We start from the raw sequence: 26,366 nt of genomic DNA, 5'->3' as shown, positions 1-26,366 counted from the left end.
TGATAATCCTATGATACAACCTATGTAGATAATATCTATGGAGATTGAAGCAATTCTTCAATGAAAACTGCTGCACCTTTATTCATTTCTTCCTCGGTTTGTTTTTTTAATAGAGAGTATAACCAGTCAAAAATTAATGGACTAAGACGACGGTTATCATAAATTTGATGTTGTAGAATGTATGATTCTCTTTCCAGTTCTTGAGGTGTAATTCTACGATTTATAACTTGCTGCCATATATTCTCAGAATTTTCTCTCAGATTATCTAGCCTATTTGCAGCTTGCTTATTTTCAATATATTGACGTATTGCAAAAATAAATGCTGGTAGTAGTGGAGTTACAATAGCCAATACAAACTTTTCTAAAGTTAATCCTCCAATTAAACCTACTAAAAAGACAATTATTGTAATTGCTATTAATCCAAACAGTATCAAATTACAATAACGACGTTTTTGTTTAGCATCCCACCAAATATTAGATCGTTGACAAATCAAACGCGCTTCATGAATTGGTAATTGACCAACACTAACTGGATACCAGTCTTTTAATTGTAAGTAATTTGGATCTTTTTTTCTATATTTCGCAGCACTGTTGACGATTAGTTCAGGTTCAGGACGACTACCAGAACATAATTTTGACCAGTCTAATTCAAAAATATTGCAATCAAACAATTGTTGTATTTTTGCAGCTTTTTCTTGCAGAGATTTTTGTAAATGACTGAGAATAGCTTGTTCTAATAATGTTATAGATAATCCCCATAAAGCAGCATAAATTTGTAAACTAGGAAAAATTGCAATCAAAATAGACCATATAATTACAGATGGAATACTAAGAATTATATTGATGTTTTGGATATTCTTAGCATCAGAGTAAATTTGACGCTGTGCTGCTAAACGTTCTAACTGATGTGGTGTATTTTGTTCTTGAGGTATGTTGTTCATGAGAATCTAATGAATATTTATAGCTAATTGTTACTCAATAAACGGAAACGGGAAAGTTATTTCCAAAAATTTCTCTCCATGTATTTATGGCTGAAGTGGAATAACCTTTCTCATCTAATTCTAGAGCGTATAGTGATTTTAGATAATCTTGAAATGCGCGACTAGAAATTTTTCTTTTGTCTTGTAAATCCAAATTATTAATATTACCTTGTATTAACTTAGGATCATTGACTTGATAGAAAATATTAGTCTGGATATATTGAAACAATCTTGGCATCTCTAAAGCAATGTATCTAGATGCTTTTGAATGAATATTTATAGAATAAAAATCTAAAATCATATTTTCAAGTAAATATGAATCCATTGATGGCATAGTTGGTCTTTTATTCCAATATTTCATCAATCTTATTATATTTAAGATGTTACCATCATGAGTTTGATTTACTTGAGTTACCCTATCTCTATCAATTCGAGGATCTGTTTTTTTCCAATTACCTTTACCATCTGGAATCAAATAATAAGTCCTACCAGTATACCCTGGTGCTGTAAAAAAACAAGGAACAATATCAAAGTTCCAATCATAAGATTTTAACTTGAGTGTAGCAGCTTCTTTATTTCTATGTTTGTCTGCTGGTTGATACTGTGGGACTTTATCAAGTAGAGCTATGAATTTGTTAATAATCTTTATAGAATTGAGTTTATTTGTACCATCAGCACAAAGCTTTTTCAATTTATAAGCAGAATCAGGTACATAAATTTCAATGAAATCACTGGAATACTCATAGTAAGTTGATCCTTCGGCACTCAAAGCTATCATAATATCAATATCGTCAAGTGGTCTTTTTTTAGTTCGTCTAGCAAAAGAACCAAAATAAATATCTTTCTCTGAATATAAAGTTGGAAAATATAAATTTCTTTCAGGAAATGAGTGTATTTGCTCTATTATGAGCCAATCTCGACTACTTCTAGCTTTTTCAGTATCTTGTGGGTCTAGATTTATATAGTCTTTCAAAAATTCCTCGAAAGCCGCATTGACAGTTTTAGCCATAAAGATGTTGTTAGTAAGTGAATGTAAATAGTAAATAGGATAAAGCAGGTTAATCAAATAGGCTTAAATTCAGATCAACATCCTGTAAATCCTTAAATCCTGGATATCCTGATTCAGACAGTTTATAGATTTAATAACCATTGATAAGGATCAATGACAAACTCTTCATTACGCCATGCAATGACAAGTGCCTGAAGCATATTTATTACAATTGTTTCCATATTTGATATGTCCTGTATTGGATCACGACCAATTGAAGCAAAAGTTTCAGCTGAATGAGTAAGTTTGTTTCGCGTGTGAGTCCACAAATCATTTACCACATCATTAATATCACTTTTTGAATCCCAACCTGATTGCGCTATTTTTGCAATGGGATATCGTAACTTATGTCCTCTCCGCTCGTCATTCGAGTCTTTTTTCGCAAGATGTTCAGCAAGAGAAGCTAACCTCACAAATCTTGCTTCTAGATTTTGAATTTCCCGAATTTCTCGAAATGCACGTAACCCTTGAAAAATACGTTTGAGCAGAGGGTCAAATTGATCAGGAGTATGACAAGCAGCAGAGCAAAGTTCTTTGAATACTGGATCGTTATATATTTTTCTTACCTCAGAAAGTGTTACTTGCATAGGCTTTTGAACAAATTGGTAAGGAGAAAGTTGCCGCGCAATAAATTTTGCATATTCACCATCATTACCAATCCACACACCAGAAACACCATTTCCAATCGCTCCAACACGCCCAATACTTGTGTTATTTCCAGGTTTAAAAACAAATAGCCTGATAACATCAAGAATCATTTCACCTTGATCCAGTAATTTTTGTAAAAGGTTGCTGTTGTTATCTAGACTGTCAATTGAAGCTATGTCTTGATTTTCCAGATCAACCTCAAAGCAAACACAAGTAAAATCCTTTAAACTACGATTCTGTAAACTTGACATTGCTTCTAAAGTCGAATCATCCATTGCGGAAATCGGGCTAAATAGACTATAAGCCTCAAATGGAATCGCACCAAGGCAATTATAAGGCTGACGGTACACTTCATGCAGTCCTGTTGGAGTAGGTGTATAATTGGGTGGACAGCCATACAAAGCAGCAGAGTAAACAATAAAATCACAAGTTAAATGTAAACCCTCAACTGTAGCGAGAACGTAGTACATAACTTTCTTAAATATTAAAATTTGTTTATCATGTCAGCATATTTAGATGTTACACTTTACAAGTCTCGACAAGAGAGAAGAGTAGTATATTCCACCATTATTCCCACCCAAAACTTCAAACCAAGCCCCAAACCAAACTCTTATTATATACACCATAAATCTAAAAGGGAGGTGGCCTTCTGGTGCTTTTTTATCAAAAGTAATATCTTTATAATACACCCATACTCCTTTTTGTCTCCATCCTACCTTGTCCCCAAAGGATTGCCAAATTTTTTCGTCGTAATTTATCCTTACATCTAAACCTTTATAAATGCGTTTCTGAACTGAAAATCCAAACCGTCCATCACTATATTTTACCCACAATTGATCAATAGTGCTGAGGTCTTCACACGGGAAATTATAAATATGTTCAGTATTTAACCAACCTTGTTCTTCCTGTTTCATCACTGCTATCATTACCTGTGCTGTTTCCTCGTCTGCTCCTTTCCAGTTCCCTGCTTTGAGTAAGTCACGCAGTTGACTATAATCCATACCTACATCTGATTTTAATTCTACCTCATTACCATTATCCCCATGAATCGTACCAGGAAATAAACCCACCCATTCCTGCATACTTTGCGGACGGTTTTTAGGTTCTAATTCCAAACCTTTAACAATCGCTTGATTTAACCTATCACTAATCTTTGAATTTATCCTTTTTGGTTCTATTAAATCATTATTTAACATCTTTCTAGCTAAAGAAGGTCTGGGAGTATCTCCAGTCACCAAATAAAACAAAGAAGCAGCTAAAGTATAAACATCTATAGTTGCTGATTTCTCAGTTTCTAACGTTTGTTCCCAAGGTGCAAAAGCTAGATTAGCAGCTTGGTTAATACTTTGACTATTGACATTTCCTGCTAAACCAAAATCTATTAAAATTACAGTATTGCTATTTTCTCGTAAAATCATATTACCAGGATGTGCGTCCCGGTGAATAATGCCATTTTGATGACAGAGAGATAAAGCATCAGCAATTTGTTTAATATAATCAATAGCAGTTGATTCTAATAAAATACCCTTATCTTGTACTAAATGATATAAATTTTCACCCTTAACAAAATCCATCACTAAACATGGTAAATTATCCTCTTCAAAAAAGTCTATAATTCTGACAATATTAGGATGATGATTTTGAGATATTTTGGCTAATGTTCTTCCTTCCTTGCGAAAACCTTCCACAAATCTAGGATAATTAGCATCTCTACACAACCGACTATTAGGAGTTTTAATAACAACCGGAAAATTCAATTCTTGATGTTTAGCTTTATAAGTAACACCAAACCCTCCTTCTCCAATTTCTGTTTCTACGACATATTGGGGACGTTGTTTTAATGGCTTTCCTGGTTTCAGCATAGACAGATAGATGATTGAGTATATACGTGATTATAACATTTCCTAGTTTAATCAAGTACAAAATTAGCATTTCTCATCTGTGTTCATCTGCGTTTATCTGCGTTCAATTAATTATCCTGAACATCCTCAAATCCTGAAAATCCTGATTCAGACAACTTGTAAAAATATTGTCATTTATTTTATCCTAGATAAAGCATCTCAAAAACAAGTTCCATGCCCAAACGTCTCCTAGTGGTTGAATCTCCCGGAAAAGTCAAAAAGCTGAGTCAAATTCTCGGTGCAGATTGGATTGTTCGCGCTAGTTGTGGACATATCCGCGAACTCAGTAATGAGGGTGATGATTCACTAGGATTTACAATGGATGGTAATACTGTTCGCTGTAATTATGTTCCCCGTGACCAACGTGCAAAAGAAACAATTCAGCAATTAAAAGCCGCTGTTAGGCAAGTTGATGAAGTTGTTTTAGCTACAGACCCAGACAGAGAAGGAGAAACCATTGCTTGGCATCTTAAAGAAACGTTAGGATTAAGAGACCCCAAACGAGTAGTTTATACTGAGATTACACCATCAGCGGTGCGGAATGCGATCGCACACCCCCGAAAACTTGACACTAACTTAATCGGTGCCGGATTATGTCGAGATTGTCTTGATAAACTGGTAGGTTACAAAGGTAGTCCCCTGGTTTGGGCATTAAATAACGGGGCAAAAAGTGTCGGTAGAGTTCAAAGCGCCACATTACATCTAATTTGTCAGCGCGAAAGAGAAATTCTGGCTTTTGTCCCCCAAGATTATTGGAGTGTGTGGGTAGATTATCAAGAAGGATTTCGGGCTTTTTACAAAGGTACGGACAATACTGAGAAAGAAACATCAGAACCAGAAACAGAAACTCATGATGATGCAGCTAGTAACAACCCAGAAAAACCCGAATCTCAGCGCGTTCTTTCGGAAGCAGAAGCAAACAGATTAGTTGAGGAAGCAAAACGTCATCTTCATCAAATTATTCACTTAGAAGGGAAACTGGTTTATCGTCAACCCCCTCCACCATTTACCACCTCTACCCTCCAACAAGCTGCCGGTTCAAAGTTGAAATTTTCCCCTGACAAAACCATGCAGGTGGCACAAAAACTATATGAAGCAGGATTGATTACATATATGCGAACAGATTCAGTGATGTTGAGTCCTGAATTTTGTGCTAGTGCGCGTCAATGGTTGGAACAAAATGACCCTGAGAATGTGCCTCAGCAAGTAGCCAAGCAGCGTAGTAGTAAAACGGCTCAGGAGGCACATGAAGCCATTCGTCCCACAGATGTCTTTCGTCCTTCAGTGCAATTACGGGCAGAATTACCTGAAGATGAGTTTAACCTATATGTGATGATTTGGAAAAGAGCGATCGCTTCCCAATGTCGTCCCGCTCAACTTCGTAAAACTTTGGTAATTACGAAATCAGGTAATATCTTATGGCAAGCTAGAGGGCAGGTAATTGAATTTTACGGTTATGCAAAATATTGGCTGAATCTTAGCAAAGATGCCGTTTTACCCTTATTGCAACAGGGACAAATCCTAACTTTAGCCAAAGCTGGACATGACCAAAAACAAACCCAACCACCACCAAGATACAGCGAACCCAAACTTGTCCAATTAATGGAACGTAAAGGCATTGGTCGTCCTAGCACTTATGCTCCGACAATTGCTACTTTAAAGAAACGCAATTATGTGGAGTTGAAAAAAGATAATCTTCAACCCACAGCTTTGGGTTTAGAAGTAGATGAATTTTTACAAAAGGCTTTACCAGATTTATTAGAAGCGGAATTTACTGCTAAAATGGAAGATGCCTTAGATGCAATTTCTGAAGGAAAAAACTCTTGGCAACATTACTTAACTACTTGGAATCAAAGTTATTTTGTTCCTGCACTTTCCAAAGCTAAAACTGTGGTTGTTAATTCATCAACTACAGGTAAAAATAATAATTTTGTTGAGCGTAAATATGAAACTTCAAAAACTCGTTGTCCTAATTGTAAGAACTGTTTAGCTAAAATTCCCAGCAGTAAAGTTAAAAAGAAATACTTTCTTAAATGTGTGAGTGGCTGTGAAAACATTGTGCTATTTTGGAGTGATTTTAACAAAAAGTGGGAAGCACCGAAAACTAAAACATCTGCAGATGAAAATGCTCCCAAACCTTCAGCAAAAATCACTGCATATCCCTGTCCAGTATGCAAGAAACCTTTGGAGGAATACAGTTACCTCAAAGATGGGCAAAATAAAACTATGCTGCGGTGTTCTGGTCAGGATTCATGGAAGGATACCAAACATAAGGATGTGGCTTATTTTCATACTGCTAAAGGATGGTGGAGTCCTAAATTTGGGAATTTAAATGATTTAAACGCAGATGAACGCAGATAAACGCGGATGAATTAATGGATTTGATTTTTAACTCTTTAAAATGTTAGAGTCTGTGGCTAAAGTTCGCGCTGCTGTTTGCATTAGTTCAATATCTGTTAATGTCCAATCACGGGAACTTTGACAATGATGTGCTACTAATAGTCCCCATAATCCTCTTGGTATCAAAATTGGTACTACCAAATTAGCGCGAACTTGCATACTGCGAAGAAAATCACGGTGACAATCCTGAATTGCTTCTAATTCTATATCAGCGATCGCTCTAACCCGTCCTTCTAAGTACAAAGCAGCATACTCATGGTTAAAACAATCGCTTGGTCCGGTAAAACCAAGAATCGAATATTCATCAGCACTCAATGATTCAAATGTTACCTGCCCTTGCCATTGTTCATAGAAATAATACAATACTACACGATTAGCCTGAAGTGATTCTCTCAGGTGATTTGTCGTTTGTCTGATCAGTTCATCCCGTTGCATTTTGATGACAAGACGATTAAGTAATTTTCGCAAACCCTGATTGGGGTGGTAACTTGAGCGATTTTCAAATTCTGGGAAAGAAGGTTTACCTTGAGCGGAGTCGAAAGGAAGTTGCACAGATTTAAAATAATGACTAACTAAACAATTTCGGATTTCTATAGTAACTTATCAGACATTTTACCGAAAATCGTTCTTATTTTATAAAAAAATAATGTAGTTTATTAACCTGGTAATTGGTAATCGGTGATTGGTAATTGCATGATTAAACTTTTACCCATTACCCATTACCTATTTTCCTAAGAGACTTCCAATTAAAAAAATATCCCAAAATCTCTTGTGGTGCGGGCATCTTGCCCGCTAACAACACAAGGACGGGCAAGATGCCCATCCTACAAAATTGGATCATCTTTTTTGTGGAATTCTCTAACTAACTCCAGCTACACTGGGTGAATTCACTTTCAACCGTTTTAACATCGCTTCCCGTCCTTGCATTGCCAAGGTATCATCTAAAGGTGACAGTTTGATTTCCTGTTGATATTTCAGCCTTAACGCCGTTTGAATTAACCAATCAGCAACGAAAGGATTTTTGGGTAATAATGGCCCGTGGGAATAGGTAGCGATCGCATTTTGATAAAACGCTCCTTCTGTGCCATCTTCTCCATTATTCCCCAAACCATACACCACACGCCCCAAAGCTTCCACCTGCCCTAATGTCGTCCGGCCACCGTGATTTTCAAACCCGATTAAATAAGGTTTTGTCCCTGTCATTGCTTCTATTTCCTGTGCCAATCGTGAAGCTGTAACTTCTATCACTAAATTACCAATACACCTTTTCGTATTTTCACCAGGATGAATAGAAACTAAATCTAAAATTCCCAAACCTTCGATTCTTTTTCCAAAGGCTGGTTCATAATAATTTCCTAGCAATTGGGGAGAACCACAGGTAAAAACTCCCGGCGTTCCATGTTCGATTTTATCACGCATTGCCTCCGCTTTTGCCCCTTGTAAATCCCGCATGACAATTTCTTGCTGACGGTCTTGTGCGCCCCCACCAACAATCACATCTACTGATTTTATATCCTCAGCGGTAGAGTCTTGATCCAAGGGTAATACGATCACATTATACCCCCGCCATTGAGCGCGGCGTTGAATAGTGATCACATTTCCGCGATCGCCGTAGGTACTCATCAACTTAGGATATAGCCAACCAATAATAATTTCCATCGGTGCAGAACTCATAAAACCTCTAATATAGCAGGAGTCACCAAAGTAGGAGCGCAGGGCGTGCGCCCAGTCAGAATTGTTGCAATATGTTAATGAATTTCAAGTTTAGTAAACAGATAACATAAATCAAAAAACTCGTGCTAGATTAAGGGCATGGTACAAAAAGGTTAAAAGTCAAACCTTAAATCCAAACTTTTTCATTAGAGTTTGTGCCTCCTGCTCTAGTGTCCCGGCAATCAATTTTTTCTTGTAGCTTCCTATCAAAGTTTTTTCGCCTAAATCTCACCAAATTGTTATTGGAGGTGTGGAACTCACAGCCAGAAGTACCTGATAATTGAAAACAATGGAAGCGTAATTTAAGTCGAATTTAATTGATTGCTTGTCCAGTCCACTTATATATTTTTGTATTGAACTACAACCTAATCAAGAAACCGCTGTAAGCTGCTGATAATCCTTCGTAGCTTGTGGCGGTTTCTCCTGTGTATACTAAAAATAAAAAAACAGGCTTTTCAATGAATCAAAAAAATATATTCTCCGTCAATAGAGATATCAGCTATTTACCTGTTTCTAACAGAGGTTATATTTATGTCATTACAATCACTTCGGTTTTTATTGTTGAGTAGTCTTGGTTGTTCTGTCTTTTTTGGTAATACTGTAGCTTTTGCTCAAGTTGTTGTGCCTACAGTTCCATCAGGTTCATCTACTACAGTTCCATCAGGCTCATCAACCACCATACCAACTTCCACCACAGTTGACAGTAGTAAAAGGTTTAGTTGTCAATATAAGAATGGACAACCTACGGTCATGTATCAGCCCCAAAGTCAACCTGGACAATATTTTGCTTGGGCTGCACCTCAAACTTTAGGCGGGAATTGGGATGCTCAAAGACGTTGTGAAACGATCGCCAGCCGTTTAGAATTATATCGCCCCGATGGATTACAAGAATTACAAATAGCTGTAGAAAATAACGAAAATATTATCTGTGTCACCACTGAATCTCAGCCCAATTGTCGAATTGTCTTGACAGTACCCCGTGGTAAAGATCCCTATACTATTCGCAATAGTGTATTCCAAAACCTAACTACCGCTGATAGTGGACAACAGACTAATGCCGTTAATACCTACACCAATCGTAACAGAGGTAATGGAGATAGCTTATATAGCCTGGGACAAACGCTTTTAGGTGGTAAAAATCAGGTGAGTTCTGCTAAACAGGGCATTAATTTGAAACCTTATCTTGATCCTAAAGACGGTGGTACAGGCGGAAAACTGAGAAATGGAGTAGAAATTAGACGTAATACCAATACCACACGCCAAGCTCCCAGCCGTCTAAATCCTAGCAAATTTCGTTAACTAAGTTTGTCTCCGATTTTGGGCAACCACAATTCCGGGCAACCACGGGGGGTTTGCCCTTACAGTATTTTTGTGATTATATTTACCTTTTTAGAGAAATTAAATTTACCCTTTATATAATTTTGTCCTGTATTAACTTATTAGGTGTTGTAATTATTTCTCAGGCTGGATTGATTTTTGAAGATTAGTTAGTAAGTGAAGAGTCCGCAATAACCGAGGTGACTGGTTATCTAATTTAGGTTGCTAATTCGTCATTATGCCCCATTCCCTAGTAAATAAGTTTGATATGACAAATTTATCAATTTATGGTAATTTGGTAAGATAATATCCAAATATCAACACTGTGACTAAGTAGGTGAACGGGAAAAAACCGTAGACGCGGAGCGGCTTCTCGAAGAGTAATATATAACAAAAGGTAAAGTTACCCAAAACCTCTTCCCTGTTCCCTTGTCATAACGACAATTTTTAACGCCAACCTACTTAAATTCAAAAAATCAACTTTTGGTAATTGGCAAATAATTAGTATTTAAATACTACACTGAAACCAATCCAGAGTAAAGTTGTAATAAATTGTATAATTTAACCAAAATATAACTTAGTGACAATCTAGTTATATTATCTTTTCAAAAGAAATTAACAATGACAACAAACCTGATCACAAGCAATATGAATCAAGTTTTACAATTAGGCGATCGCATCTTCCAGCCCACAGAGGTTTTATCATTATTATCGGAATATCAGCTATTACCGCTATTAATGAAAGAAATATTCATTGATCAAGCGATCGCAGAAATTGTCTGTACTCCAGAAGAAGAACAACTAGCCTGCGAACAATTAGCCCAACAATATCAGGGACTAGAACCACAGAGCGAAAGTTTCCAAAAGTTGAAAATTATGGCGGTACGACAATTAAAACTAGAAAAGTTTAAAGAGGAAACTTGGGGAGGGGATTTAAACTCCTACTTTTTCCAACGTAAAAGCCAGTTAGATAGGGTGATTTATTCCCTAATTACCACCTCAGAAATTGGGATCGCTCAGGAAATTTACTTTCGTATTCAAGAGGGTGAACAATCCTTTGCCCAATTAGCGCGGGAATATGCTCAAGGTCCCGAATCGCAAACAGATGGCTTAGTCGGACCAATAGATTTACAATCCCTCCATCCTACATTGGTAAATATCCTTGCCAAAAGTCAACCACAACAACTATCACCACCAACTCAAATTAATAATGTGATAGTAATTATCCGATTAGAAAAAATACTCCCAGCCCAATTAGATCGTTCCACAAGACAACGGTTACTAAATGAACGATTTAATCAGTGGTTACAAACACAAATGACAGAACAAAAATTTCAAATTCAGACCGTATAAATCGCCAAATATCAACCTTTTAGCCAATACAAAGCGAAATAACTAACTCAATCAATATGACTTATATTCAGAGTAACTTTGAAGAATTCATTGCTAGTATTGAAGGATTTGATCAATTATCAAAAGAGGAAATTAACAACCTCTTATCATCACAAATTCTCCAGCCTTTACGTTATCGTGTAGGACAAAAAATTATTGGTAAAGAACAACTACCAGAAAGGATCGCCATTCTTCATCAGGGTAACGTCAGACTATTGGGATATAATCCCCAAAACCAATTACCAATTACATTAAAATTACTCCAACCAGGGGCAACAATTGGCGAAATTTCTTGGTTACGTGAGCTTCCTTGTGAAACTGCCATAGCTTCCACAGAAGTAATCTGTTTAACCTGGAAAGCCGCAGATTATTTGCAATTTATCAACCGCAATCCAGCCTTCGCTAAAGCTCGTCAAAATCAAAGTCACCTAATTGAGATCTTTGATATTTTGAGTTCCCAGGTAGCACAAAAAGCTTTAGTAAATCACAACCTCAAAAACATTACCCAACAGGCTCAGTTAGAAGCAAAAATTCATTATTTATCACCAGGAAAAACCGCCTTAAGAGAATTAGACAGCGATCGCATTTGGTTTGTGAGTGGTCGTAGTTCCCTGCCCAATTTCCCACCTGGTTCTCGTCTAGAAACCGACGTAATTGAAGTTAAAGGCAACATTCTTGTTCGTTTATTGGGCATTAATCCTCAAGATCTATCACTACTTGATGGTATTTCCATCGAATCAGAAACATTAGAAACTATATCAGATAGCAGAGTAGATTCGGAAATTCCCTACGCCCAAGAACCAGAATTTGTTCCCCCCACCACATCAAACCAGCCGTTAAAAAATCAAAACTATCCATTTTTCCGGGGACAAGGAGAATTAGATTCTAGTCTGGCTTGTTTTCAAATGCTATCCAAGCATTTAGAAATGCCCTTTCGGAAAGAAGTAGTACGGCGGATTTTAACCGACCAAATTAAGCGTCAAGGGAGTATATCTTTTCAAGTTTGCGCTTATTTATCGGAACTAATTGGACTTAAATCCCAGCTAGTTGATGTTCCTGCTGTTTCCATTAATCGGATTCCTACCCCAGCATTAATTCGCTATCGTGACAGTTTTGCTGTTCTCTATGCAGTAGATGGAAAAACAGTAGTTTTGGGTTTGCCATCTCAAGGTATTATCAACTGCCAAATTAGTCAATTGGTAGAAGAATTAGAAACTGATGACGCTAATCTTCAACCACAAGTTAGAGTTTTATTACTGAGTGCAACCAAAGAAACACCGAAAGAACGCTTTGGTTTATCTTGGTTTGTTCCCTATTTATCGCGTTACCGTCGGGTGCTGATAGAAGTATTTATTGCTTCCTTCTTCGTCCAACTGGCAGCCCTCGCTAATCCTCTAGTTATTCAGCTAATTATTGATAAAGTCATTGTGCAAAATAGTATTAGTACCCTGAATATTTTAGGAGTATTACTATTAGCAGTGGGTGTTTTTGAAGCAGTATTAACCACCTTGCGGACTTACTTATTTGTAGATACCACCAACCGCATTGATATGAGTTTGGGGTCACAAATTATTGACCACTTGCTGCGCTTACCACTGCGCTATTTTGATAAAAGACCAGTTGGTGAACTATCCACCAGAATTAATGAATTAGAAAATATCCGTCAGTTTCTCACCGGTACGGCTTTAACAGTGGTGTTAGATGCCCTATTTTCCGTTGTTTATATAGTTGTCATGCTGTTCTACAGTTGGCAACTAACTCTCGTCGGATTAGGGACAATTCCTCTATTTGTGGTAGTGACATTAATCGCTGCTCCCACAGTGAGTAGACAATTAAGAACCAAAGCTGAACGTAATGCCGAAACTCAATCTTATTTGGTTGAGGTTATGTCAGGAATTCAAACAGTTAAAGCCCAAAATATTGAATTACGCTCCCGGTTTTCTTGGCAAAAGAAATATGCCAAATTTGTCGCCGCCGGTTTTAAAACTGTGCTGACTTCCACATTAGCTAATTCAACCAGTCAGTTTCTAAGCAAACTCAGCAGCTTATTAGTTTTATGGGTGGGAGCTTATTTAGTTTTGAAAGGAGAATTAACATTAGGAGAATTAATTGCCTTTCGGATTATTTCTAGTTACGTTACTACCCCGATTTTACGCTTGGCACAAATCTGGCAAAACTTCCAAGAAACTGGTTTATCTTTAGAACGATTAAGTGATATTGTGGATACACCACAAGAAGCAGAAATAGATCGGAATAATATTCCCCTTCCTGCTGTTAGCGGTGCTGTTAAATATGAAAACGTTTCCTTCCGATTTGCTGCCAGCGGACCACTACAACTCAGCAATGTCAGCGTCGAATTTGCCGCAGGTGAATTTGTGGGTATTGTCGGGCAAAGTGGTTCAGGAAAAAGTACAATGATGAAATTACTGCTCAGACTTTATGATGCAGAATCTGGGAGAATTTTAGTTGATGGTTACGACATTTCCAAAGTAGAACTTTATTCGCTGCGGCGGCAAATTGGCGTAGTTCCCCAAGATACGCTCTTATTTGATGGCACAGTTCAAGAAAATATTGCTTTAACTAATCCTGATGCCACAACTGAGGAAATTATTGAAGCGGCTCAAATTGCTGTTGCTCATGAATTTATTATGACCTTGCCCAATGGTTATAATACACGAGTTGGGGAACGAGGATCAGCCCTTTCTGGTGGACAAAGACAGAGAATTGCGATCGCTCGTTCTGTCCTGCAAAGACCTAAAATATTAGTTTTAGATGAAGCCACCAGCGCCCTAGATTATCCGACAGAAAAGCAAATTGGTCTGAACTTAGCTCGCGCTTTTAAAGGTAATACAGTCTTCTTCATTACCCACCGTTTGAATACTGTTAGTAATGCCGATACTATCGTCGTCATGGATAATAGTAGAGTGATAGAACAAGGTAGTCATCAAGAACTTATGGCAGCTAAAGGTCATTATTTCTATCTTTATCAACAACAGGAAGTAAACTTGTAATTTGTCAGTTGTTCTTTGTCAGTTGTCAATTGTTCTTTGTCAGTTGTCAGTTGTTTCTATAAGATTCAACTGATAACTGATTAAAGATAAAATTACGCACCACTAAATATTCAATCTAAAATCCAAAATCTAAACTTATTATGACTCAAATTAATGGTAATTACACCAACGGAAATGGCAATGGAAAGGGTAACGGAAATGGGAGAGCATCCCATAGAGATGCACAAGTATTAACATCGCCCAAACCCACTCCCAAACAGCCAAAACCCGACTTCAATTTTGATAACTTCGAGCAATCTGTAGTTCTCCGTCAATCCCCAATTTGGTCACGAACCATCATGATTACTCTCATGGGGTTAGCGTGTTTTGGAATTATTTGGGCTTGTTTAGCGAAAATTGAACAAGTAGTTCCCGCAACAGGACAATTAAAACCAGAAGGAACAGTTAAAGATGTGCAAGCTCCTGTTAATGGGGTTGTGAAGTCACTGTATGTAAAAGATGGACAACAGGTAAAAACAGGAGATTTATTATTAACCTTTGATTCTATTGCTACCCTAGCCGAATTAAATTCATTGAATAAAATTCGTGTGGCTTTAATTCAGGAAAACAATATCTATCGGCGCTTAATGGGAGCAAGTACCGGAATAGATGCTGAAATAGCATTTTTACGCAGTAAACTACCGGGAGAATCAGCTTTTCTGCTCAAAAGTCGCGCTTCCTTAGTAGCAGAAAATGAATTATTACGTTCTCAATTAAGAAATTTACCAGGAGCAGCAGGGACAGGAATTGATGAACAACAACTACTAGCAGTTGCTAAAACAGAATTAGCATCTCGTTCCAAAGCCGCAGAGTTGGAAGTTGAAAAAACCAGAAAGCAACTTTCTCAAACAGAATTTAAACTCCAAGATACTAAAAATGGTTTAGCAATTCAAAGTCAGATTTTAGTTAGTCTTAAAACCTTAGCTGAAGAAGGTGGTATTTCTAAACTTCAATATCTTAACCAACAACAACAGGTACAAACTCTCAAAGCGGAAATATCACAATTACAAGAAGAAGAAAAACGTCTAAAATTCGATATTGATAAAGGAAAACAGCAATCAACCAATACAGTTGCTAGTTCTGATAAGACTATTTTGGAGAAAATAGGTAGTAACAAACAACGGATTGCGGAAATTGATAGTCAATTCATGAAGATTATTTTAGACAATGAACAGCGTTTAGCAGATGTCAATAGCAAAATATCGCAAACACAATTAAATGTTAAATATCAAGAACTTCGCGCTCCAGTGGGAGGTGTAGTTTTTGATTTACAAGCTAAAAATCCCGGTTTTGTTGCTAATTCTACCCAAAAATTACTGCAAATTGTCCCTAAAGATAGTCTAATAGCGGAAGTTTTCATCACCAATAAAGATATTGGTTTTGTGAGGAAAGGAATGAATGTAGATGTGAGAATTGACTCCTTTCCCTTTAGTGAATTTGGTGATATTAAGGGTAAAGTAATTGATATCGGTTCAGATGCTTTACCTCCAGATCAAAACCATCAATTTTATAGATTCCCAGCCAAAATCAAGTTAGATAAACAACAATTAAGTCTCACCAATCAAGAGAGAAAGATATCCTTACAGTCGGGGATGTCTATTACTGCTAATATTAAAGTCCGGGAAGAACGGACAGTGATGAGTTTGTTTACAGAGATGTTTACAAAGCAAATCGAGAGTTTGAATGAGGTTCGTTAGGGATTGTTGAAATTAATTATTCAGCAAGCCCTAATTAGATGTTAGTTTTTTAGGAATTAAACAAAATAGAACACAAGTAGCGGTAATTCATAAATTATCGCTACGCAAGAAGAGAGTTTTCAGCCAAATTTTGCGTAATTCCTATTTTTCTAAGATTAAGCAGAGAAATAGATTAATTTAGGAAAGATTCTACAAAGCAGATTTTCAGGTGACGAAAAACTAACTGATATATTAGACATCTCCGAAAAAGATCGTAGAGACGTTCCATGGAAGGTCTCTACAAGGGTTTCAAGTCACGTACATTTAATTCTCACCAGATGTCTATTATGCTTTAACTTACCTTTGGGGGTTAAAGTCCCCTGCTTCTACAAGCAGCGGGTTTTGCGTCGGGGTAAAATCCCCGTTGCAAAACGTAATTCTAAATTCTAAATTCTAAATTCTGCATTCTTTTAACCGCTGGTTAGTTGTTTGATATCAGCGCGGAATTTACCGTTTTGTAATGCTTGCACTGCTGTTCCTGAATCTTGTACCCAAAACTGTCTCCCAAAGCGGACAATTTCCCGGTGATTTCCGGCTTGAACAATACCAATTACAGGTATTCTTGATTTATCCTTATCCCCAGCTTGTGATTTGAGAATTGTATTCAAACGATGTTGTTCTTCAATTGTCCCGGCTTGTTGTGGACTCAGTTCCACTAAAATCATTTTTACTGTTTCGACAGTTTCCGCGTCTTCTAGGATAAATTGAACTTGATCATCACGGCGATCTATTTTACCCCAAATAATTAATCTGGCATCAACTTCTAAAACGGAACTAATGCGCTCATAGGTTTTAGGAAAAACCACAGCTTCCGAAGATCCAGATAAATCTTCAACTTGCAAAATTGCCATAGAGTCACCTTTTTTGGTGACAACCTTTTTCACATTATTCAACATTACTACTGCACAAAGAATAGCATCATCTTTTTGTTCTCCCAATTGTGCCAGGTTAATAGGTGCAAGGACGGAGGATGATTGTCTGATGGATTTAAGAGGATGATCTGAGAGATAAAATCCTAATAATTCTTTTTCCATTCTCAATTTTTCTTGAGGTGGTAAATCATTGACAGGAGGAGCTTTAGGTGCAGATTCATAAGCATTCTTTTGGGGTTGATTATTATTACCTGCAAATCCACCTCCTAATAAATCAAATATATTTCCCTGTCCACTAGCTTTGTCTCTAGCACGGGATTGCGCCCACTCATAAACTAATTCTAAATCATGAATTAATTGGTTGCGATTAGCTTGAATTTTGTCAAAAGCTCCGCAGTTAATTAATGATTCTAAAGTACGCCGATTCATGGCACGTAAATCAACGCGATCGCAAAAATCCGCCAAAGATTTAAATGGGACTAATTCCCCTGATTCTTCCCTCGCTTCTAAAATTGAGGCGATCGCATTTTGTCCCACATTTCGCACCGCCGAAAATCCAAATAAAATCTTCTCACCTGCCGGGGTAAAATCTAAACCAGAACGATTCACATCAGGTGCATCAATCACAATCCCCATATTAGAGCAATTATCAAGATACTTCCGCACTTTGTCTGTATCCCCACTGTTAGCGGTTAACAATGCCGCCATATATTCCAATGGATAATTTGCTTTTAAATATGATGTTTGGTAAGTTACATAAGCGTAAGCTGTCGAGTGGGATTTATTAAAACAATTGGAAGCGATAAAACCATTTTTAATCACAAAATTATGGTCACTTTCCACACCAATATCATAAACATTGGCTTGACCGACATAAGTACGAGAAACTATTTTAACCATATTACTTATTTTTGCAAAACTTGTTTATTTACAGCTTAATAGTCATTATCGGCAACACAGATACCTTTACATTTAATACCATTTGTTGCAGTGCGTAGACAATGGGGACAGAGAACCTCTTCCTTCTCTGTTTCTTGATTTATCACTATATTAGTGCTTGTCTGGAGCTTATCTTTTTCGGTCTGGAGTTTGTCATTCATAAGTATGGAAGAATTTGTCGCTATAATTTGTTATACTTCTTCAAAGTCAGCCCACTCAATTCCTAGTTGTTTTATGGCTGCGCGTAACGTTCCTAATTTTAGATCGCGGCCACTCCAATCAGGAATTACAGTTGCTTTCTGAGTAATTGCATTAAACCACTTTCTATGTGAACCTCCACCACGTCTGGGGATTTCTTCACATCCAAGTTTAGATAATTTCTTCGCAACTTCTCTATAGTTCATCTGATGGAGATAATTGTTTCTATTAAAGCTGGTGAGTTTTGGTCTACAGATTGTAGGTTAAGCGGAAGCTCTTTACCTAAATCTTGATATGTTTCCAGAACTGCTTCAAAAGCATCTCTAACATTGGCTAAAACCTCATCCATAGAATCCCCCTCAGTTATCAATTCTGGTAATAGTGGAGAAGTTACAGTGAATCCTCCTTCTGGTTGAGGTGTAAGTAGTAGTGGAATTTTGTAGAACATATTGTGATGGTATAGTTGAGTTTATTCTATTTTATTTAAGGTTGGATTTAGCGATCGCTATTCCTCCACAGATTGCTTTCTTTAATTCAAGCTACAAGATAGGCAATCTCATTGTTGTTTATTAACCCTCGCCAGAGGTAGAAATACTCATACTCAGTGCGGAAGCAATTTGATTACCTAACTCAAAAGTTGTCTTAATTTTTTCTTTTAACTTTATAAACCGCATAGCAGTAACTTTTTTCCCATTAAGAAGAGAAATTGCATCTGCTTCTGTAAAGAGATTTTTAGTCCAAGGAGGTGGATTCATGTTATCATCAAAGCGAATTGTTCCAACGTATTTCTGTTTTTTTAATTCAAATTTCTTTTTTACTAAAGCACTTTATCTCACAGCATATCCCGTATGTTGCCTAACATTTTGCGGGTGAAAACCTAAAACAATTTTATCTTTAGGAATTCCGGCTGCTTCTAATTCATAGGTAACACCATCTTCTGTATCATCTCTTTGTACCCATATTTTACCATCAATAATATCAAGATGCACCAGACAACCATGAATTCTTTTATGATCATGCCAACCAAGAGTTATTAATAAATAGCTATCATTTTCATCATCAAAAACTGTTTTACATTCAATCACTCCATAGGAGTAAGGAATTTGTGTATAAGGTATTAACACTTCTTTAATAACCCGGCGATAATTATCTAAGGTATCCATTGGGTAATCCTCTCAGTATCAGAATTAAAAACAAGTAAATTTAGATTTTCGCTTTCTCTTAAAAGTTTACCAATTGGTTCTTCAAATAAATCTGTGAATACAGTATCACGCACTCCTAAATATAATATTCTATCAGGTTCTAGACGATTCATAACAGCACGATATAAAACAAATCCACCAATAGCATCTTTAAGATCAGCCATTTCCGAAGGACTGACAAAACTTTTAATTTCTACGGCAATTTTTCTAGTTCCTTGTTCTGCCGCTAAAAGTTGTTTTGCTCCTAAATATACATACATATCTTTTTGACCCCATTTTAAATGTAGAGGGTCATTTGTAATTATCCAACCTTCTTGAATTAAGGCATTTTTAACAGCATTGTGATAGATGTCCTTTGCCGGCATATTAAAATTGGCTTTTCCCAACCATCCGTATAAACTGATTATCCAACCATAACTAATATTTTTAGTATAACTAAATTCTCAAAACTCTCTTTGCGCCTCTGCGCCTCTGCGTGAGACAAAAAATATCCTGTAACTTCAGACGCAAATTCCCCAAACCCCAGCCCTGTAAATGCTAAAATCAATGACTTGAATCATAAAGAGAACAATTATGGCATCCATCCGCGAGTTGCACGAACAGATAATTAGTAAAGAACGTTCTGCCGTTGAAATTACCCAAGAAGCATTAAATCGGATTCAAGAGTTAGAACCCAAACTGCACAGTTTCCTCACAGTCACGACAGAACAAGCCTTAAAACAAGCTCAAGCTGTGGATGCAAAAGTCGCTGCGGGAGAAGAAATTGGACTGTTAGCGGGGATTCCCATCGGCATTAAAGACAATTTGTGTACCAAGGGGATTGTCACCACCTGTGCTTCCCGGATTTTGGAAAATTTTATCCCACCTTACGAATCCACCGTCACCCAAAAACTAGCTGACGCTGGGGGTGTCATGGTAGGTAAAACCAACTTAGATGAGTTTGCTATGGGGAGTTCTACTGAAAACTCCGCTTACCAAGTTACCGCTAATCCTTGGGATTTATCCCGTGTTCCTGGTGGTTCTTCCGGTGGTTCAGCAGCAGCCGTAGCAGCCGATGAATGTGTGGTTTCCCTGGGTTCGGATACAGGGGGTTCAATTCGGCAACCTGCGTCCTTCTGCGGTGTTGTGGGGATGAAACCGACTTATGGGTTAGTTTCCCGTTATGGTTTAGTGGCTTATGCTTCGTCTCTAGATCAAATTGGCCCCTTTGGACGGAGTGTAGAAGATGCGGCTATATTATTAAGTGCGATCGCCGGTTATGATCCTCAAGACTCTACCAGTCTCAAAGTTGCCATTCCTAACTATGCGGCTAGTTTAAAACCGGATCTCAAAGTTAGGAAGAAATTGAGAATTGGTGTGATTACAGAAACCTTTGGTGAAGGTTTAGATCCAGAAGTAGAAGCCGCTGTCACCAAAGCCATTGAACAACTGCAAGAATTAGGTGCGGAAATTCATCCGATTTCCTGTCCCAGTTTCCGCTATGGTTTACCAACTTACTACATTATCGCCCCCTCGGAAGCATCAGCTAACTTGGCGCGTTACGATGGCGTTAAATATGGGTTGCGTTCCCCTGATGCGGACAATCTTTTATCAATGTATACCAAAACTCGTTCTCAAGGTTTTGGGGCGGAAGTCAAACGCCGGATTATGATTGGTACTTATGCCCTTTCTGCTGGTTATTATGATGCCTATTATTTGAAAGCACAAAAAGTCCGCACTCTCATTAAACAAGACTTTGAAAAAGCTTTTAAAACAGTAGATGTTTTAATTTCTCCCACTGCACCTACCACCGCATTTCGAGCCGGAGAAAAAACTACCGATCCGTTAAGTATGTATTTAAATGACTTAATGACAATTCCCGCTAATTTAGCTGGTTTACCAGGGATTAGTTTACCCTGTGGTTTTGATAGTAAAGGTCTACCAATTGGACTGCAAATAGTTGGTAAAGTGCTAGGAGAAGAGCAACTTTTCCAAGTAGCTTATGCCTATGAACAATCAACTAATTGGCATTTACAAAAACCCAAAATGGCTTAGTTTTTCACTTGTAGGGGTTTACATCGTCAACCCCTATATTCTCAATAGGAATCATCATGATCCAAAGAATGTTAAATTAATATTTCTGTATTAGTCAAAATCAAATTAAATGACTCGCTTTATACATGACCAATTCGCCAAGCAATATCTCACGGAACTATTAACACCTTATGGACAAGTAGAAACCAGCAAAGATATCACCGCAGAAGTTAGACAAATTGACGTTTTATTTATCCCCTCACCTCAACCCACACAAAGCCTAGAAAGACTCGGATTACTAGGGCGAATGGCCACAAAATATGCTATATTTGAACCATTTCGCAATGCTGTCAGCAAAAGTGAAATTCGCAGTTGTATGGGTAAATTATTTGACATCCATGCTGACTTAGAACGGCAATCTAACCGCAATAATACGCGAATAAATGAAGCAGAATTACCTCGGCTGTGGATTTTTACTCCGACAGCATCAATAGAACTCCTAGCCAGTTTTAATGGGACTACGGATGAGGAAAACTGGGGAAAAGGGATTTATTTTTTTGGAGAAGGATTCAAAACCATCATTATTGCCATTCACCAACTCCCTATTACACCAGAAACACTGTTTTTGAGGGTTTTAGGAAAAGGAAAAGTGCAAAGACAAGCGGTGGAAGAATTAGAAACACTGGCTAATGATAGTCCTTTTCTCGCGGATATTATACAATTAGTACATAACCTAATTGCTGTGTTATCGGCTCGTCAGCGTCAAGAACAAGATATTGATAAAGATGATCAGGAGTTGATTATGAAATTATCGGAAATTTATCAGCAACAATTAGAAGAACTGAAAAAACAAGGACGACAAGAAGGACGACAAGAAGGACGACAAGAAGGACGACAAGAAGGACTTCAGGAAGGAATTCATGTAGGACTTCAGGAAGGACGACAAGAAGGACTCCAAGCAGGGGTAGAAAGAGAACGACGCGCTATGATTGAAAGTATCCTGCAAGTGCGTTTTGGTCAAATTGATTCTCAGCTACAAAGAATTATCAATCCTCTAATTGCCATGAGTAGAGAAGAATTTACTCCTTTACTTCTACAATTATCTCGTGAGGAGTTATTAGCTAAATTCGCATAACAATAGTACAGTCAGAGGTGAGGATTAGGGGTTTAGGAATGCTAGATCCCTGCATTTAGGTTTTGAAAATGTGTTTATTTATCGTTATTATCTATGATTGATTACATTTTGTTCACTACTCATTGAGGATTATTATATAAGTTTCAAAAGTATGAGATCATCAAAATCAGTTTATGTGATTTTGAATCAACGCATAGTTAAAGGAGTCCCAACAGATGGAACAAAATCGTAAGTCAACAGCAATCATCACAGGTGCTTCTTCTGGAGTCGGTTTGCAAGCAGCTAAGGCTCTCGTTGACAAAGGAAACTGGCACGTTATTATGGCTTGTCGTGATTTAATCAAAGCCGAAAAAGCTGCCCAGAGTGTCGGAATGCCTGCAAATAGCTATACACTCATGCAAATTGATTTAGGCTCTTTAGAAAGCGTTCGACAGTTTGTCAACAATTTCAGAGCGACTGGCAAAACCGTGGAAGCTTTGGTTTGCAACGCTGCCATTTATATGCCTTTAATCAAAGAACCGTTATTTTCTCCCGAAGGATTTGAATTAACCGTTACCACAAATCACCTCGGACATTTTCTGATGTGTAATTTGATGCTGGCAGATTTACAAAAATCACCTGCCGCTGATAAAAGATTGGTAATTTTGGGAACTGTTACCCACAACCCAGATGAATTGGGTGGTAAAATTCCTCCTCGTCCAGATTTAGGCAACTTTGAAGGTTTTGCAGCGGGTTTCCAAAATCCAATTACAATGATTGACGGTAAGCAATTTGAACCAGTCAAAGCCTACAAAGATAGTAAAGTATGTAACGTTCTCACCATGAGGGAACTACATAACCGTTTTCATGAGTCCACTGGGATTACTTTCAGTTCTCTCTATCCTGGTTGTGTAGCGACAACGGCTTTATTCCGCAATCACTATCCTCTCTTCCAGAAAATTTTCCCTCTTTTCCAAAGGTATATTACTGGAGGATTTGTCACCGAGGAATTATCAGGAGAGCGCGTTGCTATGGTAGTAGCTGATCCTGAATACAAACAATCTGGTATTTATTGGAGTTGGGGAAATCGTCAAAAGAAAGATCGGGCATCTTTTGGGCAAAAAGTCTCTCCCCAAGCACGAGACGACGAAAAAGGCAAGCGGATGTGGGATCTTAGCTACCAGTTGGTAGGATTAGGAAAAGCATCTGAAAAATCAAAATCTCTGATTTAATTGGTCAGTGGTTAGTGGTTAGTGGTCAGTAGTAAGGGGAAAAAATTTCCCCCTGCTTCCTGCTCCCTGCTCTCTTCCCTGTGTCCTAAATTGAATAATAAAGTGGAAAAGATTTAGCATCTTTAGGTTTAACATAAACCTTTTCTTGGGGTTCTAATTTTAGTTCATCGAACCGTTCCCGTGTTAAATGGGCTGTCATTGCTTGTCCATCATCTAAGGTTAATTCAACTTGAATTTCCCAACCTAAATGAATGATTCTGCTGACTATAGCTGGTACTGTTGTTCCATTAGCAACGTTTTCAATGATGATATCTTGGGGACGCAAAAATGTTTCTGGATGTGCTGATTCAAAACCGCTACTTTGAAAGATTTTGGCAGAACTGGGTAATACATTCACCGGACCAATAAAACTCATCACAAATGCAGATGCGGGATGATCATAAATTTGTGCGGGTGTTCCTACTTGTTCCACTTTGCCTTTATTCATGACCACGATTTCATCAGAAACTTCCATTGCCTCTTCTTGATCATGGGTGACGAAAACTGTGGTAACATGAACCTCATCATGGAGACGACGTAACCAAGCTCGTAGGTCTTTGCGGACTTTGGCATCAAGAGCGCCAAAGGGTTCATCCAATAATAGTACATTGGGTTCTACGGCCAATGCTCTGGCTAAAGCTACCCGTTGTCTTTGTCCACCGGAAAGCTGTGAAGGATAGCGATCGCCTAATCCACTTAATTGCACTAATTCCAATAGCTGTTCTACTTTTCCCTGAATTTTCTTTTTGGGGGCTTTGCGAATTTCTAAGCCAAAGGCGATATTTTTGCGAACAGTTAAATGTTTAAATAGGGCATAGTGCTGAAAGACAAAGCCAATATTTCTTTCTTGTACACTTTGATCAGTAGCATCTTTACCTGTCAGAAATATTTTACCTGTATCTGGTGTTTCTAAACCAGAAATTAATCGCAATAGGGTAGATTTACCAGATCCAGATGGACCAAGTAAAGCCACCAGAGAACCACTCTGAATTTCCAGATTTACCTGTTCAACTGCTTGGAAACTACCAAATTGTTTAGAGACGTTTTCAACTACTATACCCACTGGTGCTACACCTCTGCAAATAATCTACGGTTTTTAAGTAGGAATACCGTATTTTATATTTATATCACAAATATTTGCAGTGTTATCATTAAAATTCATGAACTTAACAAATTTGAGATTTTTTTATTTGGAACTCTCTTACTAAATCTAAACTAGTACACAACGGCGTAAGTCAATCAACCATTAAAAATTTGACAAAAGCTTGTGTAATCTGCTTTTTTAATTTTTAATTTTTAATTTTTAATTCCGCACTGCGGTACTAGAGTAATCCCAATACTAATCGGTTAAGCTAAAAAAATCGTCTTCTTGTCTGATTTTCAGATAGTGTTTTTCGTAATGGAACTACGTCGGCTTCACTACTTTCCCTCGCTACGCGAATTAATAAAGCAGAAGATATCAAACTGGCAACCATTGAATTACCACCATAACTAAACATGGGTAAAGGTAAGCCTGTAGTTGGTAAAGCGCCTGTAGTTACGCCAATATGTAATAATGATTGCCCAACCATAACAACTACTACACCAATTGCCACTAATTGAGATGTCAGATTCTTGGATTTGAGGGCAATAATTAATCCTAAAGTAGCGAATATTGCTAACATTAGTAATAGTAAAATACCGCCAATAAAACCAAATTCTTCCGAAAAAATGGCGAAGATAAAATCAGTATCTTGAATTGGTAAATAGAATAACTTTTGTTGAGAAAGTCCAAAACCAACCCCCGAAGTTTGACCAGAACCTACAGCTAATAAACTTTGTACTAACTGATAACCATCTCCTGTGGCATCAGCCCAAGGATTCATAAAGGACATAATGCGTTTGCGTTGATATTCTTTGATACTAATACTGATTATTGCTAACATTACCCCACCAAAGGCTGTTCCTCCCAAGTATTTATATGGTATTCCTGCTGCTAGGGCAATAAACCAAATTGTCATGCCGCAAAGTGCTGTTGTACTTAAGTTAGGTTGGGCAAGAATTCCTAAGAGGACAAGACCGAAAACACCCAGCCAAGATAAACGAATTCCCCAACGCAGTTTTTCCCATTTTCCAAAAAGTGTCGCACTTTGTAAAACTAAAAAAGGTTTAATTAGTTCTGATGGTTGGATAGGAATTGGTCCAACGGATATCCACCTAGCAGCATCAAAGGCTTTTTTTCCTAATCCTGGTACTAAGGTCAGAAAAATTAACATCAGGAAAAATATTAAAAACCAATGAGATACTCCCAAAATTTTCCGCAATGGCAAATTAACAATGATGTTGAAAATAATTAAAGAAGCTATAGCCCAAAGAATTTGCCGTTTGAAATAATATAAACCGTCACCTTGACGTTCATCAGCAACGGGATAGGATGCGGAAAAGAGGATAATTAAGCCAATAAACATCCACGTTAATGTTAGCCAGCGTAATAATCGGGCTTCTAGTCCCCAAGTAGAAACGGAATTATCAAAAATTGGGATTAAACGGAGTAGATTCACAATTTGGTAATTGGTAATTGGTAATTGGTAAT

22 protein-coding genes are annotated in these 26,366 nt (G+C 37.5%); 8 read left to right on the top strand and 14 right to left on the bottom strand.

All coding sequences use genetic code 11. From position 1 onward, the window contains the following. Positions 1-35 precede the first annotated feature (35 nt). The 4 genes from FJR06_RS14150 to FJR06_RS14135 all read right to left on the bottom strand — a co-directional run bounded on the left by FJR06_RS14150 (position 36) and on the right by FJR06_RS14135 (position 4,538). Positions 36-941 carry an S-4TM family putative pore-forming effector gene (locus FJR06_RS14150; RefSeq protein ID WP_168651660.1) on the bottom strand — a complete coding sequence of 302 codons (906 nt, stop codon included), beginning with the start codon at positions 939-941 and terminating at the stop codon, positions 36-38. 34 nt (positions 942-975) lie between these two features. Next, positions 976-1,989: a nucleotidyltransferase gene (locus FJR06_RS14145; protein WP_168651659.1), complete on the bottom strand. Its 1,014-nt coding sequence runs from the start codon at positions 1,987-1,989 to the stop codon at positions 976-978. Between the two features lie 122 nt (positions 1,990-2,111). Beyond that, entirely contained in the window at positions 2,112-3,146 is a 1,035-nt protein-coding gene (locus tag FJR06_RS14140; protein WP_168651658.1) for a hypothetical protein, read from the bottom strand. 42 nt (positions 3,147-3,188) lie between these two features. Continuing rightward, positions 3,189-4,538 carry a serine/threonine-protein kinase gene (locus FJR06_RS14135; RefSeq protein WP_168651657.1) on the bottom strand — a complete coding sequence of 450 codons (1,350 nt, stop codon included), beginning with the start codon at positions 4,536-4,538 and terminating at the stop codon, positions 3,189-3,191. A 213-nt stretch (positions 4,539-4,751) separates the two neighbouring features. On the opposite strand from FJR06_RS14135, the gene topA reads away from it, so the two are divergent. Next, on the top strand, positions 4,752-6,938 hold the full coding sequence (gene topA / locus FJR06_RS14130; RefSeq protein ID WP_168651656.1) for a type I DNA topoisomerase: 2,187 nt from the start codon (positions 4,752-4,754) through the stop codon (positions 6,936-6,938). A 27-nt stretch (positions 6,939-6,965) separates the two neighbouring features. Here the strand turns inward: topA and FJR06_RS14125 are convergent, their stop codons facing one another. Continuing rightward, the gene (locus tag FJR06_RS14125) at positions 6,966-7,529 is read right to left on the bottom strand and encodes a GAF domain-containing protein (protein ID WP_015078478.1); all 564 of its coding nucleotides are present in this window, start codon (positions 7,527-7,529) and stop codon (positions 6,966-6,968) included. Positions 7,530-7,835: 306 nt separating this feature from the next. Then, positions 7,836-8,651, bottom strand: a complete 816-nt coding sequence (locus tag FJR06_RS14120; protein WP_168651655.1) for a type 1 glutamine amidotransferase — start codon at positions 8,649-8,651, stop codon at positions 7,836-7,838. Between the two features lie 570 nt (positions 8,652-9,221). On the opposite strand from FJR06_RS14120, the gene FJR06_RS14115 reads away from it, so the two are divergent. The 4 genes from FJR06_RS14115 to FJR06_RS14100 all read left to right on the top strand — a co-directional run bounded on the left by FJR06_RS14115 (position 9,222) and on the right by FJR06_RS14100 (position 16,146). Continuing rightward, positions 9,222-9,989 (top strand): COP23 domain-containing protein, encoded by a 768-nt coding sequence (locus tag FJR06_RS14115; RefSeq protein WP_015078476.1) that lies wholly within the window; start codon positions 9,222-9,224, stop codon positions 9,987-9,989. 639 nt (positions 9,990-10,628) lie between these two features. Beyond that, the gene (locus FJR06_RS14110) at positions 10,629-11,360 is read left to right on the top strand and encodes a peptidylprolyl isomerase (RefSeq protein ID WP_015078475.1); all 732 of its coding nucleotides are present in this window, start codon (positions 10,629-10,631) and stop codon (positions 11,358-11,360) included. A gap of 56 nt (positions 11,361-11,416) precedes the next feature. After that, the gene (locus tag FJR06_RS14105) at positions 11,417-14,410 is read left to right on the top strand and encodes a peptidase domain-containing ABC transporter (RefSeq protein WP_168651654.1); all 2,994 of its coding nucleotides are present in this window, start codon (positions 11,417-11,419) and stop codon (positions 14,408-14,410) included. A gap of 140 nt (positions 14,411-14,550) precedes the next feature. Next, positions 14,551-16,146: an HlyD family efflux transporter periplasmic adaptor subunit gene (locus tag FJR06_RS14100; RefSeq protein ID WP_168651653.1), complete on the top strand. Its 1,596-nt coding sequence runs from the start codon at positions 14,551-14,553 to the stop codon at positions 16,144-16,146. A 449-nt stretch (positions 16,147-16,595) separates the two neighbouring features. Here the strand turns inward: FJR06_RS14100 and FJR06_RS14095 are convergent, their stop codons facing one another. From FJR06_RS14095 to FJR06_RS14070, 6 genes are all read right to left on the bottom strand, one after another. Continuing rightward, positions 16,596-17,957, bottom strand: coding sequence for an OB-fold nucleic acid binding domain-containing protein (locus FJR06_RS14095; protein WP_168632677.1), 1,362 nt, complete (start codon positions 17,955-17,957; stop codon positions 16,596-16,598). 230 nt (positions 17,958-18,187) lie between these two features. Beyond that, positions 18,188-18,400: a type II toxin-antitoxin system HicA family toxin gene (locus FJR06_RS14090; protein WP_015078470.1), complete on the bottom strand. Its 213-nt coding sequence runs from the start codon at positions 18,398-18,400 to the stop codon at positions 18,188-18,190. Beyond that, positions 18,397-18,642 (bottom strand): type II toxin-antitoxin system HicB family antitoxin, encoded by a 246-nt coding sequence (locus FJR06_RS14085; protein ID WP_015078469.1) that lies wholly within the window; start codon positions 18,640-18,642, stop codon positions 18,397-18,399. The genes FJR06_RS14090 and FJR06_RS14085 overlap by 4 nt, the downstream gene beginning before the upstream one ends. 121 nt (positions 18,643-18,763) lie before the next feature. After that, positions 18,764-18,949 carry a hypothetical protein gene (locus FJR06_RS14080; RefSeq protein WP_041457583.1) on the bottom strand — a complete coding sequence of 62 codons (186 nt, stop codon included), beginning with the start codon at positions 18,947-18,949 and terminating at the stop codon, positions 18,764-18,766. A 72-nt stretch (positions 18,950-19,021) separates the two neighbouring features. Continuing rightward, a complete protein-coding gene (locus FJR06_RS14075) occupies positions 19,022-19,357 on the bottom strand; it encodes a XisI protein (protein ID WP_015078467.1) in 336 nt (111 codons plus the stop codon). Beyond that, positions 19,345-19,761 (bottom strand): XisH family protein, encoded by a 417-nt coding sequence (locus FJR06_RS14070; RefSeq protein ID WP_041457582.1) that lies wholly within the window; start codon positions 19,759-19,761, stop codon positions 19,345-19,347. The genes FJR06_RS14075 and FJR06_RS14070 overlap by 13 nt, the downstream gene beginning before the upstream one ends. A gap of 208 nt (positions 19,762-19,969) precedes the next feature. Here FJR06_RS14070 and gatA point away from each other — a divergent pair, with 208 nt between their 5' ends. The 3 genes from gatA to FJR06_RS14055 all read left to right on the top strand — a co-directional run bounded on the left by gatA (position 19,970) and on the right by FJR06_RS14055 (position 23,755). Beyond that, positions 19,970-21,430 carry an Asp-tRNA(Asn)/Glu-tRNA(Gln) amidotransferase subunit GatA gene (gatA, locus tag FJR06_RS14065; RefSeq protein ID WP_168651652.1) on the top strand — a complete coding sequence of 487 codons (1,461 nt, stop codon included), beginning with the start codon at positions 19,970-19,972 and terminating at the stop codon, positions 21,428-21,430. 109 nt (positions 21,431-21,539) lie between these two features. Beyond that, positions 21,540-22,544 (top strand): hypothetical protein, encoded by a 1,005-nt coding sequence (locus FJR06_RS14060; RefSeq protein ID WP_015078464.1) that lies wholly within the window; start codon positions 21,540-21,542, stop codon positions 22,542-22,544. A 215-nt stretch (positions 22,545-22,759) separates the two neighbouring features. Further along, on the top strand, positions 22,760-23,755 hold the full coding sequence (locus FJR06_RS14055) for a protochlorophyllide reductase (RefSeq protein WP_168651651.1): 996 nt from the start codon (positions 22,760-22,762) through the stop codon (positions 23,753-23,755). A gap of 85 nt (positions 23,756-23,840) precedes the next feature. Here FJR06_RS14055 and FJR06_RS14050 read toward each other — a convergent pair whose 3' ends face one another. Next, positions 23,841-24,857, bottom strand: a complete 1,017-nt coding sequence (locus tag FJR06_RS14050) for a sulfate/molybdate ABC transporter ATP-binding protein (protein WP_015078462.1) — start codon at positions 24,855-24,857, stop codon at positions 23,841-23,843. A 289-nt stretch (positions 24,858-25,146) separates the two neighbouring features. After that, a complete protein-coding gene (locus FJR06_RS14045; RefSeq protein WP_041457580.1) occupies positions 25,147-26,334 on the bottom strand; it encodes an FtsW/RodA/SpoVE family cell cycle protein in 1,188 nt (395 codons plus the stop codon). Positions 26,335-26,366: the final 32 nt, after the last annotated feature.

The organism is Dolichospermum sp. UHCC 0352 (genome assembly GCF_009711925.1).
GTDB classification, from domain to species: Bacteria; Cyanobacteriota; Cyanobacteriia; order Cyanobacteriales; family Nostocaceae; genus Dolichospermum; species Dolichospermum lemmermannii.
Note: the sequence above shows the minus strand (reverse complement) of the source record. Positions and strands in the feature narration are given on the sequence as shown.